Source organism: Empedobacter sp. UBA6745, from assembly GCF_002453775.1.
Taxonomy (GTDB): Bacteria; Bacteroidota; Bacteroidia; order Flavobacteriales; family Weeksellaceae; genus Empedobacter; species Empedobacter falsenii_C.
Genome location: NZ_DKHL01000057.1, coordinates 12115 through 31373 on the forward strand (window position 1 = coordinate 12115; position 19259 = coordinate 31373).

Sequence of the window (19259 nt, forward strand, 5' to 3'; positions counted from 1 at the left end):
AAAAATGAAACACTTAAATAAAATAGTATTAGTTGCATTAGCTGCTACGATGTTTAACTGTAGCGAAGATTTCGAACATCCAATTGAAGATATTCAAGTTTCTGCTGGTGAAGCAAACTTTTCTACATATATCGCATTAGGAAACTCGTTAACTTCTGGTTATAGAGATAATGCATTGTACAAATCTGGACAAGAAAATTCTTACCCAAACATGTTAGCTGGATTGATGAAAGCTGCAGGAGGAGGAGAATTTAAAATTCCATATATGTCAAATGATACAGGTGGATTTACTGATTTACCAGGTTTTCCAGGTAAATTGAATTTACAAATTGTAAATGGAGCTTTAACACCAGTTCCAAGTGCTGCGGGTGGAGCTTTAGATATCTTAGCAGATAAAGGAAAGTTTCAAAATATGGGAGTTCCAGGTGCTAAGTCTTATCATTTAGTTGCGCCAGGTTATGGAAATCCAGCAGGCTTAAAAACTGATCCAGCAACAGCGAATCCTTATTTTGTACGTTTTGCAAGTGGTGCGACAACTTCTGTAGTTGCAGATGCAGTTGCTCAAAAGCCAACATTTTTCTCTTATTGGATTGGGAACAATGATGTATTAGGTTATGCAACATCTGGAGGAGTTGGAGTAGATCATAATGAAACAAATAATGTTGATCCAAGAACTTATGGAAGTAATGATATTTCTAATGTAAATGTGGTAAAATCTACAATTAATGATGGATTAAAAGCATTAACATCGGTAGGAGCAAAAGGAGTTATTGCAAATATTCCTTCTGTAACATCTATTCCATATTTTACAACGGTTCCATACGCGCCATTATCACCTGCAAACCCAAGTTTTGCATCAATGATTGATGAATTGAATGCAACTTATGCAGGATTAAATCAAGTATTTGATGCGGTTGGAGCTTCAGAAAGAAAAATCTTTTTTTCTAAGAATGCTGCAAGTGCTGTAGTAATTAAAGATAAAGATTTAGCAGATTTATCAGCTACAATCACTGCTGCACTTACTCCTAAAATTGGAGCTGCAAAAGCAACTTTATTTGGGATGATTTATGGTCAAGCTCGTCAAGCAACAGCGAAAGATTTATTGGTTTTAACTTCTTCTTCTGTAATTGGAAAAGTTGATACAAATCAAGTTGCAGCGTTAATGAAATTAGGATTAACTCAAGAAGAAGCTGGTAAATTAGCAGTAGTAGGTGTTAGTTATCCAATGACAGATAATTATGTATTAACAGCAAAAGAAACTGCGAAAGCAGAAGCAGCTGTAATTAAATACAATGCAGCAATTGCTGAATTAGCAACTGCTTATAATTTAGCTTTAGTTGATACATATTCTGAAATGAAAAAATTAAGTTCTCAATCAGGAATTAAATATTACGGACAAACATATACAACAACTTTCGTTTCTGGTGGAGCGTTCTCATTAGATGGAGTTCACTTAACAGGAACTGGATATGCAATTGTCGCAAATATGTTTGCTGATGCAATCAATAAAAAATATCATTCAACTTTAAGACATGTTTACCCAGGGAATTATCCAGGTATTGCAATTCCTTAATTGGATGTTTAGATAATAAAAAATCCGCTCATCGAGCGGATTTTTTTATTTGATTATTTTTTTAGAAATAATTATTTCAATTCTTCATTTCGCATAAATTCTTCTGCTTTTTCGACCATATTTTTCGATCCACAAAAGAAAGGAATGCGCTGGTGTAATTCTGTAGGTTCAATATCCATAATGCGTTGGAAACCGTCAGAAGCTTTTCCTCCAGCTTGTTCTGCAATAAAAGCCATTGGATTACATTCGTACAATAAACGTAATTTTCCGTTCGGATTATTTGTTCCAGAAGGATAAATATAAATTCCTCCTTTCAACATGTTTCGGTGAAAATCTGAACATAAAGAACCGATGTAACGAGAAGTGTACGGACGATCTTCTTCATCTGCCTGACAATATTTGATGTAATTTTTAACTCCTTGAGGGAATTTCACGTAATTACCTTCGTTAACTGAATAAATATGTCCATCTTCTGGAATACACATATTTGGATGAGATAAATAAAACGTTCCAATTCCTGGGTTTAATGTAAATCCATTTACACCATTTCCTGTTGTGTAAACCAACATTGTCGATGTACCGTAAATCACATATCCCGCAGCAACTTGCTTGTTACCTGGTTGTAAGAAATCTTCTTTTGTAACAGGTGTTCCAGGTTCAGAAACACGGTGGTAGATAGAGAAAATTGTTCCAACAGAAACATTTACGTCGATGTTTGATGAGCCGTCAAGTGGATCAATCAATACAACATATTTACTGTTTTTTGAATTTTTTGAAGGTTGAATCGCGATAAAATCTTCGTTTTCTTCCGAAGCAATACCACAAACAACTTCGCGTTGCGACAACGTTTCGATAAACGTATCGTTTGCGAAAACATCTAATTTTTGTTGTTTTTCTCCTTGGACATTTTCATTTCCGAATTCGCCTAAGATATTTACAAGTCCTGCTTTGTTTACTTTATAATTAACAACTTTTGTCGCTAACTTAATAGAACTCAGCAATCTAGATAGTTCTCCGGATGAGTAAATAAAATCTGCTTGATTTTCTATGATAAACTCTCCAAGAGTTTGATGAGAATTAGTATTCATAATTATGTTTTGCTGGTCAAATATCGGAATAATAACTCAATTTTATATCATTTCAAACGTTTGAAATTAATCTAAATACGTGAAAATCATCATTCAAATTTATTTTTTATTTTAATTAAATTCGGTCAACATATAAAGTGTAGTTTGGTTATATTTGCAAGTTAAATATTTACAAAAAAAAATTTTTATAGAAATGAAAGTTTTCAAATTCGGTGGTGCTTCGGTGAAAGATGCAGCCGGCGTTAGAAATGTTGCGAGTTTATTGCAATCTGTTGGTTACGAAAATACATGTATCATTGTTTCTGCTATGGGCAAGACAACAAATGCATTGGAAGAGGTAGTCAAACGCTATTTTGAAGAACAAGATTTCGAAAAAACAATTAACGAAGTAAAAGAACAACACATTGCTTTAGCGACAGAATTATTTGATAATCCAGCTGAGGTTTCGAACGAAATTTCGCAATTTTTTGATGATATTGTTTCGTTTTTAAGACGTAACAAATCACCAAATTATAGCTATGTGTATGATCAAGTGGTTTGTTGTGGAGAGTTAATCTCGACAAAAATCATCAGTATGTATCTTAATTCGATACAAATTAATAACGAATGGTTAGATGTTCGCGATTATATCAAAACAGATAATACATATCGTGAAGGAAAAGTAAATTGGGCATTAACAGAAGAAAGCATTAAACGTTTACCAAACACAGGTTTGTTTATTACCCAAGGTTTCTTAGGTTCTGATCCAAACTTTTTCACAACAACTTTAGGGCGTGAAGGTTCAGATTATTCTGCGGCGATTTTTGCTTATTGTTTAAATGCGGATAGCATGACGATTTGGAAAGATGTTCCTGGAGTTTTGAATGCTGATCCACGTTATTTTGATAATGCTGAGTTGTTAAATCATATTTCTTATGAAGAAGCAATAGAGTTGGCGTATTATGGTGCATCTGTTATTCACCCGAAAACGTTACAGCCGCTTCAACAAAAAGAAATTCCTTTCTTCGTAAAATCATTTATTAATCCTACAGAAGCAGGAACAGAGGTAGCGAAAGGTCAACCATTAGATCCAAAAGTACCTTGTTTTATCCTAAAAAGAGAGCAACATTTGATTCGTTTATCAAGTAAAGATTTCTCTTTTATTACAGAAGATAAATTGAGCGGAATTTTCAATAAACTATATGATTATCAAATCAAAGTAAATTTGATGCAAAATTCAGCAATTTCACTATCTTTATGTTTGGAGGATAAATATGACAACTTAGAAAAGTTTGTTGCAGATATGAACGAAGAGTATAAAGTGCAAGAAGAAAACAATGTTTTATTGTACACAATTCGCCATTTTGATGCAGATTCTGACAAAGTTGTTTCAAAAGAAAAAGAATTATTGCGACAAACAGTGCGCGAAACATTACAAATAGTTGTTAAAGCTTAAATGAGTTTAATCACGACACAAGATATCTATTCAGCTTCGGGTCTTTCTAAAATTGGTGTTTTAGGAAAGCCTGTAGCTTGGGCATTGAAAAAAGTTTTCAGTATAGATCAGTTAAACGATTTGTACAATCGTGGAAAGCATTTGAAATGCGAACCTTTTTTGGATTATTTGATTGATGATTTGGGAATGGATTACGAAATCCATGAAGAAGATTTGAAACGTATTCCAAAAGAAGGACCTTTTATTATTATTTCTAATCATCCGCTTGGAGCTTTGGACGGAATTATTTTGATGCATTTTATGTCAAAAATTCGTCCTGATTTCAAGGTGATGGGTAATTTTTTATTGCAAAAAATTAAACCATTAGAACCGATGATTATTCCAGTTAATCCTTTCGAAACACGTAAAGATGCATACAGTAGCCTTTCAGGAATGCGCGATGCGTTAAAGTTGTTGAGAGCTGGAGGTTGTTTAGGGATTTTTCCTGCGGGAGAAGTTTCTTATCGTGATGAAGATAGTAAAATTATCGACAGAGAATGGCAAGAATCAGCGATGAAGTTGATCAAAAAAGCGAAAGTTCCTGTTGTTCCAATGTTTTTTAGAGCGCGAAATAGTAATATTTTTTACCGTGTAGCGAAGATTCATCCAGATTTTCAAACGGCAATGTTGCCAGCTGAAATGATGAAGAAAAGAACACGACCAATTCAGATTCGTATTGGAAAACCAATTTTACAAAAACAACAAGACGAGCATGTGTCTATAGAAGATTATTCTGAGTTTTTGAGAAAGAAAACATACATGCTTTCGTCTTATTACAAACAAAAAAGAAGTTTAACTCAAGTATTGAAAAACCCTTCGAATATTGAGTTGAAAATGCCGAATTTACCAAGCTTATCTTCTTCTAGTAAAAAGGTTAAGCCGATTATTTCGGAAACAGCTTTAGACTTATTAATTCAAGATATTGAAACTTTACGAAAAGATGAACAAGCATTATTGTTTACAAATAATAATTACGAATGTTTCTTTTCTACAGCTCAACAAATTCCAAATATATTAAGGGAAATTGGTCGTTTACGCGAGATAACATTCCGTGCGATAGGTGAAGGTACAAATGATGAAATTGACCTTGATCGATTTGATAATCATTATCACCATTTATTTTTGTGGGATAAGGATACGAATAAAATTGTTGGAGCATATCGTATGGCGATTGGTTCGGAAGTGTATGAAAAATATGGAATTAATGGATTTTATGTTCATGAATTATTCAATTTTGATCCAGAAATTCATCCTTTCTTCAAGAAATGTATCGAAATGGGACGTGCATTCGTTTCAGCTGAGTATCAACAAAAACCGATGCCATTGTTCTTATTATGGAGAGGAATTGTGCATGTAACGTTGAGAAATCCAAATCAGAAATTTATTATTGGAGGAGTGAGTATTAGTAATCAGTTTTCTGATTTCTCAAAATCTTTGATGATCGAATTTATGAAATCTCATTATTATGATTCTACTGTAGCGCAGTATGTGAGAGCGAAAAATGAGTTTAAAGTTAAGCTGAAAGAGGAAGATAAAGAATTTATTTTTGATGAATCTGAAGCTGATTTGAATAAATTTGACAAGCTAATCGATGAGCTTGAACCAAATATGTTGAGATTACCTGTTTTGATTAAGAAATACATCAAACAAAATGCAAAAGTGATTGCTTTCAATGTTGATCCTAAATTTAATGATGCAATTGATGGCTTAATGTATATTAGAGTTTCGGATATTCCAGAATCTACTGTTCGTCCTGTTTTAGAGGATATTCAAGCAGAACTTGATAAAAAAATACAATCAGGAAAATTTGACGGAAATCTTATCTAAGGTTTCCGTTTTTTTATGTATATTATGTAGTAAATTTATTACTATGAATTTTACATTTTGTCTACTTTGCACATTATTCTTGATGAATAGTTGTATTCCAAAAAAATCAGAAGCGCCAATAGACTTTAATTTAGAGCAAGAGTCTACACTTAATTTAAGAGATTATGGAACACCTATTTCTACTATTCCAATATTAAGTTATCCTAATACTGAACAAAAAAAAGAAGTAGGAAGCGATGCTTTGGTTGGAATATCGATAGAGAATGCTGACCAATATTTAAGTCAGCTTATTGATGCAGATAAGATTGTTCTAAATGAGAAAAAGATTCGGCTGATTATTGATTATCCCCTTAAAAAACCTGTAAGTTTTGATCTTCAGAATGACAAGGGTTTTACGCGACGAGATTTGATTTTAACGATACAGGAAAAGTATAAATAAGTTTATAAAGAAGAAGAGGAGTCTGCTGATACAAAACCAATTCCTTTAGAAAAACGTGAAGGTTTAATCAATCGAAATGAAACGAATGGTAAATATGGGATTTGGGGTCATGATTTAATCGATTTGTATTTAACGGATATCGAAGTTTATAAAGATGATAAAGGAGAGGTGACTCTCGTTTTGTATATAGATTCGTAAATTTAAGACATAAAAAATGCGCTCAACCTAGTTGAGCGCATTTATATTTTAGCTTCGCTATAAATTATTTAGCAACTGCTGTAGAATCTGCTGCTGGAGCTGCAACTGCTGCCGAATCAGCTACTGGAGCTACTGCTGAATCAACTACTGCTGAATCAACTACTGCTGTAGCTGAATCTGTAGCTGGTGCTTCTTCTACTGGTGCTTCTTCAGTTTTCTCTCCACAAGATACTGCTCCTAATGATAAAGCTGCTACTGCAACTACTGCGAAAAATTTTTTCATCTTTTTAAATTTTAATCGATTAATTTGATATGTCAAAGTTAGAATGATTTTGACCCGATATAATAAAAAATCATTGTAATTATTTTGTAAAACGATTTTTATTTTACAAAATATAGAATTACAATTATTTAAACGTTGAAATTTTCCGAAATTATAAAATTTATAAAACAAAAAAATCCTCAAATTCTATAATTCGAGGATGATTTTTTGATGTATTTTAAATGATTATTTTAAAACTTGTGCTTCTAATTTGAATTTTTCGATTTTATTTGAAATTAAATCCAACCTCAAATTATGAATACTTCCGATATGCGAAGTCTGAAATTCTTTGTGCGGTACATAGGTTCCGTTCTCTACTGATAAACCAACTTCTCTGTAAGCATCACGGAAAGGTGTTCCATTTTTGATCGCTTCATTAATATTTTCAACGGTATAAATCGGATCATATTTTTCCTGATTCATATAGTTATCTTTAATCTGAAGCTGGGGAATCGCAAATGTTAAGATGTCAATAATATTATCAAACTGCATCATTGGTTCGAATAATATTTCTTTCAAAATTTGATAATCGCGGTGATATCCACTTGGAAGATTATTAATCGTCATCATAATATCATTCGGCAATGCCTGAATTCTATTGCAATGCGCACGAGTTAACTCAAAAACATCTGGGTTTTTCTTGTGTGGCATAATCGATGAGCCTGTTGTCATTTCGTTTGGCAACTTCACAAAAGCTAAATCTTGTGAATTGTATAAAACCAAATCGTATGACATTTTAGATAAAGTTCCACAAATCATTGCCAAAGCTGTCGCAACAGATTTTTCTGTTTTTCCACGAAGCATTTGTGCACCAACAGAAGAAACTAAGATTTCTGAAAAACCTAATTCTTGCGTTGTTTGTAAACGGTCAATTGGGAAACTTGTTCCGAAACCTGCACCTGAGCCCAAAGGATTTTGATCAGAAATTTTATATGCAGCCTCAAAAAAGTATAAATCCGTCAACAAACTTTCTGCATAAGCAGAAAACCACATTCCAAAACTACTTGGCATCGCCGCCTGAAAATGCGTATATCCTGGCAATTGATGATTCTTAAATTCATCTGCTTTTTGTAAGAAAATCTCAATTAAATTGACAATTTTCTCTGTTGTATGTTTTAAGTACTCTTTTTCAAAAAGTTGAATTGCAACCAAAACTTGATCATTTCGAGAACGCGCAACGTGAATTTTTTTTCCAGCATCGCCAGTTTTCTCAATTAAAAAAGCCTCAATTTTTGAATGTATATCTTCGTAATTTTCGTCGACTTCGAAATTATTTTCCGCAATCAGAACCAAAACTTCATCCAAAGCAATTTGCAAAGCATCATTTTCTTCATTGGTAATCAAACCTGTTTTTGCCAGCATATTTGCCTGCGCTTTCGACGCTAAAGCATCGTATTTTGCAAGATGAGCATCTAATTCTCTGTCTTTTCCAACAGTAAATTTTTCGATTTTATCATTAATGGTAAAACCTTTGTCCCAAAGTTTCATATCTATAATAATGAATTAAGGGCGCAAAGTTAGTAAAAAGTTGTATAATATCTCATTAAAGTTGTATAATTATTAATAATCATAAATATTTATTCATATTGAATATTTTTGATTGTTTTTTGAGAATGTTTAGACGATTGATAGCATTTCGAAAGATTGATTATTGAATGTTTATTAATATTTCGAAATAATTCAATTTCGTAAAAAAATGACCCAAAAATTATGGAGTTGATATTTTAAGAACCTTTTAATTTTTAACTTCTATTTATTTACGTTTAAAACATTGTTAAAGTGAAATTTAGACCTTTTTTATAATAATTCTAAATTATTGAAATATAACTAAAATATATCATTCTTTGATGAAAAATCTTTACTATAAACGTAATTTTGTGTACCAATTTATAGCTAAACGCGTATTTGTTTAGATGATTGTTAATGTAAGTTTTAGAATAAAACTCAGACTCAAATGCTTATGTATGTTGAGTTTGTGTGAGTTAAATTATTAAAAATTACCCTCCGAAAAAATTACATACTTAGTTTGTATTCTGATAACAGTGGTTGCCTATGCCAAAAATGATTTTTGTTGAAAATAATTTTTGCATAAGATGTGACGATACAGCGAAGTGTTATTATATAATTCATTTTGATTGGATGAAATCAGGTGTAAGTAGCTTGGTTTTAAACAATCTTTAATATTAAAAAGAAAAGATAGATAATTATGAGTCTTTACCAAGAGTATCTTAACGAGATTGAAGAAAGAAAAGGTCAAGGTTTACATCCAAAACCAATTGATGGTGCAGAATTACTAAGTGAAATCATTAATCAAATTAAAGATGTTAACAACGAATACCGCGAGGATTCTGTTAAATTCTTTATCTATAACACATTGCCAGGAACAACTTCTGCTGCAGGTGTAAAAGCAAAATTTTTAAAAGAGATTATTTTAGGAGAAGCTACAGTTGCTGAAATTACACCAGCTTATGCTTTCGAATTGTTATCTCACATGAAAGGAGGACCATCTATCGAGGTTCTTTTAGACTTAGCTTTAGGAAACGACGAAGCAATTGCAAAACAAGCTGCTGAAGTTCTTAAAACACAAGTTTTCTTATACGATGCAGATACAGCGCGTTTAGCTGATGCTTTTAAAGCAGGAAATGCAATCGCAAAAGATATTTTAGAAAGTTATGCAAAAGCAGAGTTCTTTACTGAATTACCAGCAGTTGCAGAAGAAATTAAAGTAGTTACTTACATTGCTGCTGAAGGTGATATTTCTACGGATTTATTATCTCCAGGTAACCAAGCGCACTCTCGTTCTGATAGAGAATTGCACGGCCAATGTATGATTACGCCAGCTGCTCAAGCGGAAATTAAAGCATTACAAGCGCAACATCCTGATGCTTCTGTGATGTTAATTGCTGAAAAAGGTACAATGGGAGTTGGTTCTTCTCGTATGTCAGGTGTTAACAACGTGGCTTTATGGACAGGAAAACAAGCATCGCCTTACGTTCCTTTCGTAAATATTGCGCCAATTGTTGCAGGTACAAACGGAATTTCTCCAATTTTCTTAACAACTGTTGATGTAACAGGAGGTATCGGAATCGATTTGAAAAACTGGAAAAAACAAGTTGATGCAAACGGTGATGTAGTTCGTAACGAAGCGGGCGATCCTGTTTTAGAAGAAGTTTATTCAGTTGCTACAGGTACTGTTTTAACAATCAATACAAAAACTCAAAAATTATACAATGGAGACCAAGAGTTAATTGATATTTCAAGATCATTGACTCCTCAAAAAATGGAATTTATCAAAGCGGGTGGTTCTTACGCAATCGTTTTTGGTAAAAAAATCCAAACATTTGCTGCTCAAACTTTAGGTATCGAAGCTCCAGCAGTTTTCGCTCCTTCAAAAGAGATTTCAAATGATGGTCAAGGTTTAACTGCAGTTGAAAAAATCTTCAATAATAATGCAGTAGGATCTACTCCAGGAAAAGTTTTACATGCTGGTTCTGACGTTCGTGTTAAAGTAAACATTGTTGGTTCTCAAGATACAACTGGTTTGATGACATCGCAAGAGTTAGAAGCAATGGCTGCTACAGTGATCGCTCCAACAGTAGATGGTGCTTATCAATCAGGATGTCACACAGCTTCAGTTTGGGATAAAAAAGCACAAGCTAATATTCCTAAATTGATGAAATTTATGAATGATTTCGGTGTAATTACAGCGCGTGACCCTAAAGGTGAGTATCATGCAATGACTGACGTTATCCACAAAGTATTGAATGATATTACAATCGACGAATGGGCGATTATCATTGGTGGTGACTCGCACACACGTATGTCTAAAGGTGTTGCTTTCGGTGCCGATTCAGGAACTGTAGCATTAGCTTTAGCAACTGGTGAAGCTTCTATGCCAATTCCAGAATCTGTAAAAGTAACATTCAAAGGAGAGATGAAACAACACATGGATTTCCGTGATGTGGTTCACGCTACTCAAGCTCAAATGTTGAAACAATTTGACGGTGAGAATGTATTCCAAGGTCGTATCATCGAGGTACACATCGGTACATTATTAGCGGATCAAGCGTTTACATTTACAGACTGGACTGCAGAAATGAAAGCGAAAGCATCTATCTGTATTTCTCAAGATGATACATTAATCCAATCGTTAGAAATTGCGAAATCTCGTATCCAAATCATGATCGAGAAAGGAATGGACAACAAAAACCAAGTGTTACAAGGATTAATCGACAAAGCAAACAAACGTATCGAAGAAATTAAATCGGGTGCTAAACCTGCTTTAACTCCAGATGCAAATGCTAAATATTACGCTGAAGTAGTAATCGACTTAGATATTATCGAAGAGCCAATGATTGCCGATCCAGACGTAAACAATGCTGATGTTTCTAAACGTTATACACACGATACAATCCGCGATTTAACTTACTATGGTGGAGATAAACACGTAGATTTAGGTTTCGTAGGATCTTGTATGGTTCACAAAGACGATTTAAAAATCGTTTCTCAAATGTTACGTAATGTAGAAAAAGCGAATGGTAAAGTTGAGTTCAAAGCTCCTTTAGTTGTTGCGGCGCCTACTTACAACATCATCGACGAATTGAAAGCAGAAGGTGATTGGGAAATGTTACAAAAATACTCAGGATTTGAGTTTAGTGACTTATTGCCAAAATCTACTGCGCGTACAGAATACGAAAACATTATGTACTTAGAGCGTCCTGGTTGTAACTTATGTATGGGTAACCAAGAGAAAGCGGAAAAAGGAGATACAGTAATGGCGACATCTACACGTTTATTCCAAGGTCGTGTGGTTGAGGATAGAGATGGTAAAAAAGGAGAATCTTTATTAGCATCAACTCCAGTAGTTGTTTTATCAGCGATTTTAGGACGTATTCCTAATATTGAAGAATATAAAGCTGCTGTAGAAGGTATCAACTTAACAAAGTTTAAACCAATTTCAATGAACTAATCGTTCGTAGAAAATGATATATTAAAGGCTAACATTTCGGTGTTAGCCTTTTTTTTGTTATAAATATATAATCTTGCAAATAAATAAGTTAGAATTGATTTAAATAAGGTTATTAACCATTTATACACGTTAAATATTAAATAATTCAGTATATTGGGGTATGTTTTTTGATAAATTAAAACCAATTAAATAAATCAATTATTATGGCATTTGATATAAATATGATTAAAGGCGTTTATGCCAAAATGCAAGAACGTGTAGATGCTGCGAAAACTATCGTAGGTCGACCTTTAACGTACTCAGAAAAAATTTTATATGCTCACTTGTTTGACGGAAAACCAACGCAAGCGTATACAAGAGGAGAATCTTATGTAGATTTTGCGCCAGATCGTGTAGCAATGCAAGATGCAACTGCTCAAATGGCTTTGTTGCAATTTATGCAAGCAGGAAAAACAAAAACGGCTGTTCCTTCTACGGTTCACTGTGATCACTTGATTCAAGCTAAAGTTGGAGCAAAAACCGATTTACAAGAAGCAATCAATAAATCATCAGAAGTATTTAATTTCTTAGAATCAGTTTCTAATAAATATGGAATTGGATTCTGGAAACCAGGTGCAGGAATTATTCACCAAGTAGTATTAGAAAACTATGCATTTCCAGGAGGAATGATGATTGGTACCGATTCTCATACGCCAAATGCAGGTGGATTAGGAATGGTAGCAATTGGTGTTGGTGGTGCCGATGCTGTTGACGTAATGTCTGGAATGGCTTGGGAATTAAAAATGCCAAAATTAATCGGAGTTAAATTAACAGGTAAATTATCTGGTTGGGCTGCTCCCAAAGACGTTATTTTAGAAGTTGCTGGACGTTTAACTGTAAAAGGTGGAACAGGAGCAATTGTAGAGTATTTTGGAGAAGGAGCTGAGTCTTTATCTGCAACAGGTAAAGGAACAATTTGTAACATGGGTGCAGAAATTGGAGCAACAACTTCAATCTTCGCTTATGATGATGCTTCAGAAAGATATTTAAGAGCGACTGATCGTAATGATGTAGCAGATGCTGCAAATGCTCACAAATCTTATTTACGTTCTGATGATGAAGTTTATGCAAATCCTGAAAACTTCTATGATCAATTAATTGAAATCAACTTATCTGAATTAGAGCCTCGTTTGAATGGTCCTTTTACGCCAGATTTAATGACACCAGTTTCTAAAATGAAAGAAACTGCAGCAGCTAATGGTTGGCCTTTAGATGTTGAATGGGGATTAATCGGTTCTTGTACAAACTCTTCTTACGAAGATTTGACGCGTGCTGCTTCGATTGCGCAACAAGCTTTAGACAAAGGTTTAGAAGCAAAATCATCTTTCGGAATTAACCCAGGTTCTGAGGTAGTTCGTTATACAGCCGATCGTGATGGTTTATTAAAAACTTTCGAGGATTTAGATGCAGTTATCTTTACAAATGCTTGTGGACCTTGTATTGGTCAATGGGATCGTGAAGGAGCGGATAAAGAAGAAAAAAATACAATCGTTCACTCATTCAACCGTAACTTCAAAAAACGTGCGGACGGAAATCCAAATACATATGCTTTCGTAACATCTCCTGAAATGGTTGCAGCGATTGCAATTTCTGGACGTTTAGATTTTAATCCATTAACAGATAAATTAATCAATAAATTTGGTGAAGAAGTAATGTTAGATGCTCCAAAAGGAGAGGAATTACCAACAAAAGGTTATGCTTACGAAGATAATGGATATCAAGCACCAGTTGAAGACGGTTCTCGTGTAGAAGTGATCGTAAATCCAAATTCTGAGCGTTTACAATTATTAGAAGGTTTCAAACCTTGGAATGGTGAAAACATTATGGGTGCTAAATTATTAATAAAAGCATTTGGTAAATGTACAACTGACCATATTTCTATGGCTGGACCTTGGTTACGTTTCCGTGGACACTTAGATAATATTTCGAATAATACTTTGATTGGTGCTGTAAATGCATTCAATCAAGAAACAAATTCAGTTAAAAATCAATTAACAGGAGAATACGGACCAGTTCCAGACACTGCACGTGCATATAAAGCGGCAGGTGTACCTTCTGTAATTGTTGGTGACGAAAACTACGGAGAAGGTTCTTCTCGTGAGCATGCGGCAATGCAACCACGTCATTTAGGTGCTGTAGCAGTATTAGTACGTTCTTTTGCACGTATCCACGAAACAAATCTTAAAAAGCAAGGAATGTTAGCGTTGACATTTGCGGATAAAGCAGATTATGATAAAGTACAAGAAGATGATACAATCAACTTTATAGACTTAACAGAATTTGCACCAGGAAAACCTTTGACAATCGAGTTTGTTCATGCAGATGGATCTAAAGATTTAGTTGTAGCAAATCATACATACAATGCACAACAAATTGAATGGTTCAAAGCTGGATCAGCATTAAATTTAATTAAAGCGCAACAAGCGTAACAATTATTTCAACATAAAAAGTAAAAGCCGATGTATTTCTACATCGGCTTTTTTTATTGAATTCTGTAAATAATTCTTTTATAAAAAGAAGCTCTAATCAAATTGATTAGAGCTTTTGAGGTTCCTAGCGGATTCGAACCGCTGTGGACGGTTTTGCAGACCGCTACCTAGCCTCTCGGTCAAGGAACCATTCCCGTTCTTTTGGACTGCAAATATAGCAATAATTTCAGAAAAAAAAAGTTTAATACGATTTTTCTAAAATAACACTCACTTTTTCTACATGCCCACCAATAGGAGGATTCAGCTTTGATAATTTTACTCTTGCATATGTAACATTCGTAAGTTCTTGACCTATACGATCTAACACTCTTTTACAAACATGTTCCAAAAGTTTTGAACGAATACCTACTTCTTCCTTCACAATTTTATTTAACGAAACATAATCCAAAGCATCAACCAATTCATCCGATTCTGTTGCTTTCGTAAAATCTGCATGCGCTTCCAAATCAACCAAATAATCAGAACCAATGCGCGCTTCTTCATCTAAACATCCGTGATTCGAATATATTTTTATATTTTCTAAAATAATTACTCCCATAGTTCAAAGATAAAAAAAGACTTGCGTATTTCTACACAAGTCTTGTATTGTTTAATTTTTTTAAACCTTATTATTTTGCAGATGCAAATCTTTCCGCAACTTTATCCCAGTTAATTACAGAGAAGAAAGCCTCGATATAATCAGGACGACGGTTTTGGTAATTTAAGTAATAAGCATGTTCCCAAACATCTAATCCTAAAACAGGAAATCCTTGTACATCAGCAACAGGCATCAAAGTAGAATCTTGATTTGGAGTTGATGTTACAACTAATTTTCCATCTTTTACGATTAACCAAGCCCATCCAGAGCCAAAGCGTGTTGCAGCAGCTTTAGAAAACTCATCTTTGAAAGCTTCAAAAGATCCAAAAGCAGCGTTAATTGCATCAGCAACTTCTGCAGTTGGTTGATTAGCACCACCTGGAGTTAAAATTTCCCAGAATAAATTGTGATTGTAAAAACCACCACCATTGTTACGAACAGCTGGTTTGTCAGTTCCTTTTGCTAAAATTTCTTCGATTGTAGCGTTTGCTAAATCAGTTCCTTCAATAGCAGCATTCAAGTTATTTGTATACGCAGCATGGTGTTTGTCATGGTGAATTTCCATTGTTTTTGCGTCAATATGAGGTTCTAATGCATCAAATGCATAAGGTAATTTTGCTAATTCAAAAGCCATAATATTTATTTTTTAGATTTAATTTTCTTGTATAAAGATACACAATAACTCAACAAATATGATTCCGAAATGATAGAATTTTAACATTATTTAATAGTAAAAGCTTATTTTAGTAAAAGATTCTAAATTTTTGAAATGAAAATACTTTGGAAAATAATAAAATGGTTCATCATAATCATTTGTGTATTAATCCTAATTCTTTATGCAACAGGGAATGACTACATTTTTCGTGGCGTAAAATTAACCTATATGAAAGGTGAAAGCACTGCAAATATCAACGATTACAAAGATTTTGATAACAATGTAATTTTGGCAGGTGCACCGCGAGTTTGGCATCAACATTTAGATTATAATCAATTTCCGTTGTCAGCTAACTTCGAAAAAGAGATGAACGATTTCGGAACTGCTGGATTGGTTATTATAAAAGATAATCAAATTTTGAGCGAATATTATTTTAATGGATATGCGCAAAATGATATTACCAATTCTTTTTCGATGGCGAAAACATTCACAACAATGATGTTAGGAAAAGCGATTGAGCAAGGTTATATCAAAAGTTTAGATCAAAAAATAACAGATTTCATTCCAGAATTTAAAGATGATAAATATGGAGCTGAATGTACAGTTGGCGATTTATCTGCGATGACATCTGGTTATGATTGGGACGAAGATTATTATTTTCCGCTCAATCCTACTGCAAAAGCGTATTATGGCGATGATATCGTTAAACAAATGTTAGATCGAAAATTTGTTTCTCAACCTGGCGGACATTTCAAATATCAATCGAGTGACACGCAATTATTAGGAATTGTGATTGAACGCGCAGTGAAAAATAAATCGTTATCACAATATTTTCAAGAAGAATTTTGGCAACCAATGGGCATGGAATTAGATGCGCAATGGTCGAAAGATAATCCGAAAGGAATGGAGAAAACCTATTGTTGCTTCAATGCGACAGCGCGAGATTTTGCAAAACTTGGACAATTATTATTGAATGATGGAAATTGGTACGGAAAACAAATTTTGGATTCAACATTTGTTCAGAAAATGGTTTTACCAAACAAAAAAGCGTTCGGACCAAATGAACCAAAAATTTATGGTTATTCAGTTTGGATGGATTACAATTACAAAACGTCTTTTTATGCGATGTTAGGACATTTGGGACAACGTATCATTGTAATTCCTTCAGAAAAATTAGTTGTTGTTCGAACTGGAAAAACACACAATGATCAGCCAAATAATCGTCCAATTGCAGATGGTGATGTTTATCGATTGGTAGACGAAGCGATACGAATTAATCAAAAAGTGAAAGAAAATGATCCAACGAATTCCTTACAGTAAAATATTATTTTTAGATATAGAAACGGTTCCACAAACTGATGATTGGAATCTTTTGACTGAAAGAACACAAGCTCTTTGGGAAAAGAAAACAGCTTATCAACGCAATAATAACGAGATTTCTCCTGAAGAATTTTACCACGAACGCGCTGGAATTATGGCAGAATTCGGGAAAATAGTCTGTATTTCGGTCGGAATTGTTGTCAAAGATTCTTTTATTCACATCAAAAGTTTTTATGGACATGATGAGAAAAAATTGTTAGAAGATTTCAATTCAATGTTGATTGAAAACTTTTTTAAGCCTGATCATATTTTATGTGCGCACAACGGAAAAGAATTCGATTTTCCGTACATCGCTCGCCGAATGATGATTAATCAAATTGAAATTCCAGCTATTTTGCAATTATTTGGTAAAAAACCATGGGAAGTTCAGCATTTGGACACAATGGAGTTATGGAAATTTGGTGATTACAAGAACTTTACATCATTAGATTTATTGGCAAATGTTTTCGAAATTCCTACTCCGAAAGATGATATCGATGGTTCGCAAGTTGCGCGTGTATATTACGATGAAAACAATGTAGAACGCATCAAAGATTATTGTGAAAAAGATGTTGTAACCTTGATTAATGTTTTCAGGAAAATGCGCTACGATCAACCTTTACAACGAAAAGAAGATTTATAAAAACAAAAAATCCGCTATAAAGCGGATTTTTTTGTTTTTATATTTAATGATTAATTTTCATCATCTTCTGCAGAATCTGGTTCATCGCGGAAGTTTTCAATCAATTCATCTTTCACTTTCAATTGTACTTGTTCAACAGAGTTTCGGTACATTTTGATAATTGTTCCTGTATATTCTTCCAAATCAATCAAATCTCCTTCCGTTAATTCCTTATCAGGATAACATTCAGAAATCAATCCAGCCAACGTATCATAATGTTCGCTTTCTTCGAATCTAAACGGCACTAAACGATTAATATCGCTTATCGCATTGTGTGCATTTATATTATAAACACCTTCAGAAACACGAGAAACAATAGGATCTTCGTTATCATATTCGTCTTGAATTTCTCCAACCAATTCCTCCAAGATATCTTCCATCGAAACAATCCCTGCAACTTCACCAACTTCATTTGTTACAATTGCAATTTGCATATGTTTTTTCTGAAATTGTTTCATTACATTTTTAATCAACGCATTTTCTGAAATAAAAATTGGCTCACGCAACAATCCTTCAATTTCAGTTTGATTTGGATTTTCTAACAATTGCTTGATTAAATCTTTTGCGTAAATGACACCTTTTATATTATCAAATTCTTCTTCGTAAACTGGATAACGCGAATAACCTTCGTTAATCGCATAATCTAATGCATCTTTTACAGAAGTATTAATATTAATTGCAGAAACATTTTTTCGTAAAGTTTGAATATTCATCACACGACGATCATCAAACTCAAACACATTTTGAATTAAATTACGCTCAGATTCCTCAATTGCTCCACCTTCAGAACTCTCTGTAATAATCATTTTCAACTCTTCTTCTGTGTGAATTTCACCTCCATGAATAGGATGAATTCCAATCGCACGAAGAATTACATTTGCCAAACCATTCATTAACACAATAAGCGGTTTGAAAACAAAATAAAATGCACGAAGTGGCCAAGCTACTGTAAATGTAGTTTTCGTTGGATACTGAATTGCGATAGATTTCGGTGCTAATTCACCAAAAACAATGTGCAAAATAGTAATGATAACGAAAGCTGCTGGAAACGCAACATTATGCGCAATCGCTGTCCATGAAGGAGAAGTTAAACCAACTACTTCAAAAAGTTTTACGATTACAGGCGTTAAAGAGCTTTCTCCAACCCAACCAAGACCAAGCGAAGCTAATGTAATACCTAACTGTGTTGCGGCAAGATAAGAATCTAAATGATTAACGATTCGTTTTGCAGCATTTGAAGTTCTTTCGTTAATATCTTGATTAACTTCAATTTGTGACGAACGTACTTTTACAATTGCAAACTCGGCTGCAACGAAAAAACCATTTAATAAAACAAGGAAAATTGTAAGCAAAAGTTTTGCTACAGAAATTTCATCGGCGACATTGTGATTAGCGACTAAAAACAATGTCGAAATCTGGGAGTATGTATCCATTCTTCGAATTTAAAAAACTGACTTGTTATAAGTTTTTATAAGTCAGTAAATCAATACATCTAAATTAATAAAAAAAATTAAAAATCACAACGTTTTGATTCGTAGCAAAATTACAAAATTTATAAATACAAAATC

Annotated in this window: 14 protein-coding genes and 1 tRNA gene; 8 read left to right on the forward strand and 7 right to left on the reverse strand. The window is 33.6% G+C overall.

The window, feature by feature from the left end:
• The first annotated feature begins 4 nt into the window (after window positions 1–4).
• Window positions 5–1573, forward strand: coding sequence for a G-D-S-L family lipolytic protein (locus tag B4H69_RS15465; RefSeq protein ID WP_291094810.1), 1569 nt, complete (start codon window positions 5–7; stop codon window positions 1571–1573).
• Window positions 1574–1644: 71 nt separating this feature from the next.
• Here the strand turns inward: B4H69_RS15465 and fbp are convergent, their stop codons facing one another.
• Window positions 1645–2661 carry a class 1 fructose-bisphosphatase gene (gene fbp, locus B4H69_RS15470; RefSeq protein ID WP_221854420.1) on the reverse strand — a complete coding sequence of 339 codons (1017 nt, stop codon included), beginning with the start codon at window positions 2659–2661 and terminating at the stop codon, window positions 1645–1647.
• A gap of 193 nt (window positions 2662–2854) precedes the next feature.
• Between fbp and B4H69_RS15475 the strand changes: the two genes are divergently transcribed.
• From B4H69_RS15475 to B4H69_RS15485, 3 genes are read left to right on the forward strand one after another with little or no spacing between them, the layout of a single operon-like run.
• On the forward strand, window positions 2855–4096 hold the full coding sequence (locus B4H69_RS15475; protein WP_180905681.1) for an aspartate kinase: 1242 nt from the start codon (window positions 2855–2857) through the stop codon (window positions 4094–4096).
• Window positions 4097–5962 carry a lysophospholipid acyltransferase family protein gene (locus tag B4H69_RS15480; RefSeq protein ID WP_291094813.1) on the forward strand — a complete coding sequence of 622 codons (1866 nt, stop codon included), beginning with the start codon at window positions 4097–4099 and terminating at the stop codon, window positions 5960–5962.
• Window positions 5963–6005: 43 nt separating this feature from the next.
• Entirely contained in the window at window positions 6006–6401 is a 396-nt protein-coding gene (locus B4H69_RS15485; protein WP_291094815.1) for a hypothetical protein, read from the forward strand.
• 262 nt (window positions 6402–6663) lie between these two features.
• Here B4H69_RS15485 and B4H69_RS15490 read toward each other — a convergent pair whose 3' ends face one another.
• Both B4H69_RS15490 and argH read right to left on the reverse strand, forming a co-directional pair.
• Window positions 6664–6882 (reverse strand): hypothetical protein, encoded by a 219-nt coding sequence (locus B4H69_RS15490; RefSeq protein ID WP_052217768.1) that lies wholly within the window; start codon window positions 6880–6882, stop codon window positions 6664–6666.
• 225 nt (window positions 6883–7107) lie between these two features.
• Window positions 7108–8409 carry an argininosuccinate lyase gene (argH, locus tag B4H69_RS15495; protein WP_038334946.1) on the reverse strand — a complete coding sequence of 434 codons (1302 nt, stop codon included), beginning with the start codon at window positions 8407–8409 and terminating at the stop codon, window positions 7108–7110.
• Between the two features lie 718 nt (window positions 8410–9127).
• On the opposite strand from argH, the gene B4H69_RS15500 reads away from it, so the two are divergent.
• Together B4H69_RS15500 and B4H69_RS15505 are read left to right on the forward strand one after the other, a co-directional pair.
• The gene (locus B4H69_RS15500; RefSeq protein ID WP_180905685.1) at window positions 9128–11890 is read left to right on the forward strand and encodes a bifunctional aconitate hydratase 2/2-methylisocitrate dehydratase; all 2763 of its coding nucleotides are present in this window, start codon (window positions 9128–9130) and stop codon (window positions 11888–11890) included.
• Between the two features lie 203 nt (window positions 11891–12093).
• Window positions 12094–14358 carry an aconitate hydratase gene (locus tag B4H69_RS15505; protein WP_280045419.1) on the forward strand — a complete coding sequence of 755 codons (2265 nt, stop codon included), beginning with the start codon at window positions 12094–12096 and terminating at the stop codon, window positions 14356–14358.
• A 118-nt stretch (window positions 14359–14476) separates the two neighbouring features.
• Here the strand turns inward: B4H69_RS15505 and B4H69_RS15510 are convergent.
• The 3 genes from B4H69_RS15510 to B4H69_RS15520 form a co-directional block, all read right to left on the reverse strand.
• Window positions 14477–14547, reverse strand: a tRNA-Cys gene (locus B4H69_RS15510).
• 52 nt (window positions 14548–14599) lie between these two features.
• Complete coding sequence (gene folB, locus B4H69_RS15515) at window positions 14600–14956, reverse strand: dihydroneopterin aldolase (RefSeq protein ID WP_180905687.1); 357 nt, start codon at window positions 14954–14956, stop codon at window positions 14600–14602.
• A 70-nt stretch (window positions 14957–15026) separates the two neighbouring features.
• Complete coding sequence (locus B4H69_RS15520; protein ID WP_038334988.1) at window positions 15027–15629, reverse strand: superoxide dismutase; 603 nt, start codon at window positions 15627–15629, stop codon at window positions 15027–15029.
• A gap of 135 nt (window positions 15630–15764) precedes the next feature.
• On the opposite strand from B4H69_RS15520, the gene B4H69_RS15525 reads away from it, so the two are divergent.
• Together B4H69_RS15525 and B4H69_RS15530 are read left to right on the forward strand one after the other, a co-directional pair.
• Window positions 15765–16970, forward strand: coding sequence for a serine hydrolase domain-containing protein (locus B4H69_RS15525; protein ID WP_180905688.1), 1206 nt, complete (start codon window positions 15765–15767; stop codon window positions 16968–16970).
• The gene (locus tag B4H69_RS15530) at window positions 16945–17652 is read left to right on the forward strand and encodes a 3'-5' exonuclease (RefSeq protein WP_180905689.1); all 708 of its coding nucleotides are present in this window, start codon (window positions 16945–16947) and stop codon (window positions 17650–17652) included. The genes B4H69_RS15525 and B4H69_RS15530 overlap by 26 nt, the downstream gene beginning before the upstream one ends.
• A gap of 50 nt (window positions 17653–17702) precedes the next feature.
• Here the strand turns inward: B4H69_RS15530 and B4H69_RS15535 are convergent, their stop codons facing one another.
• Window positions 17703–19124 carry a hemolysin family protein gene (locus B4H69_RS15535; protein WP_180905690.1) on the reverse strand — a complete coding sequence of 474 codons (1422 nt, stop codon included), beginning with the start codon at window positions 19122–19124 and terminating at the stop codon, window positions 17703–17705.
• Between the last annotated feature and the right edge of the window lie 135 nt (window positions 19125–19259).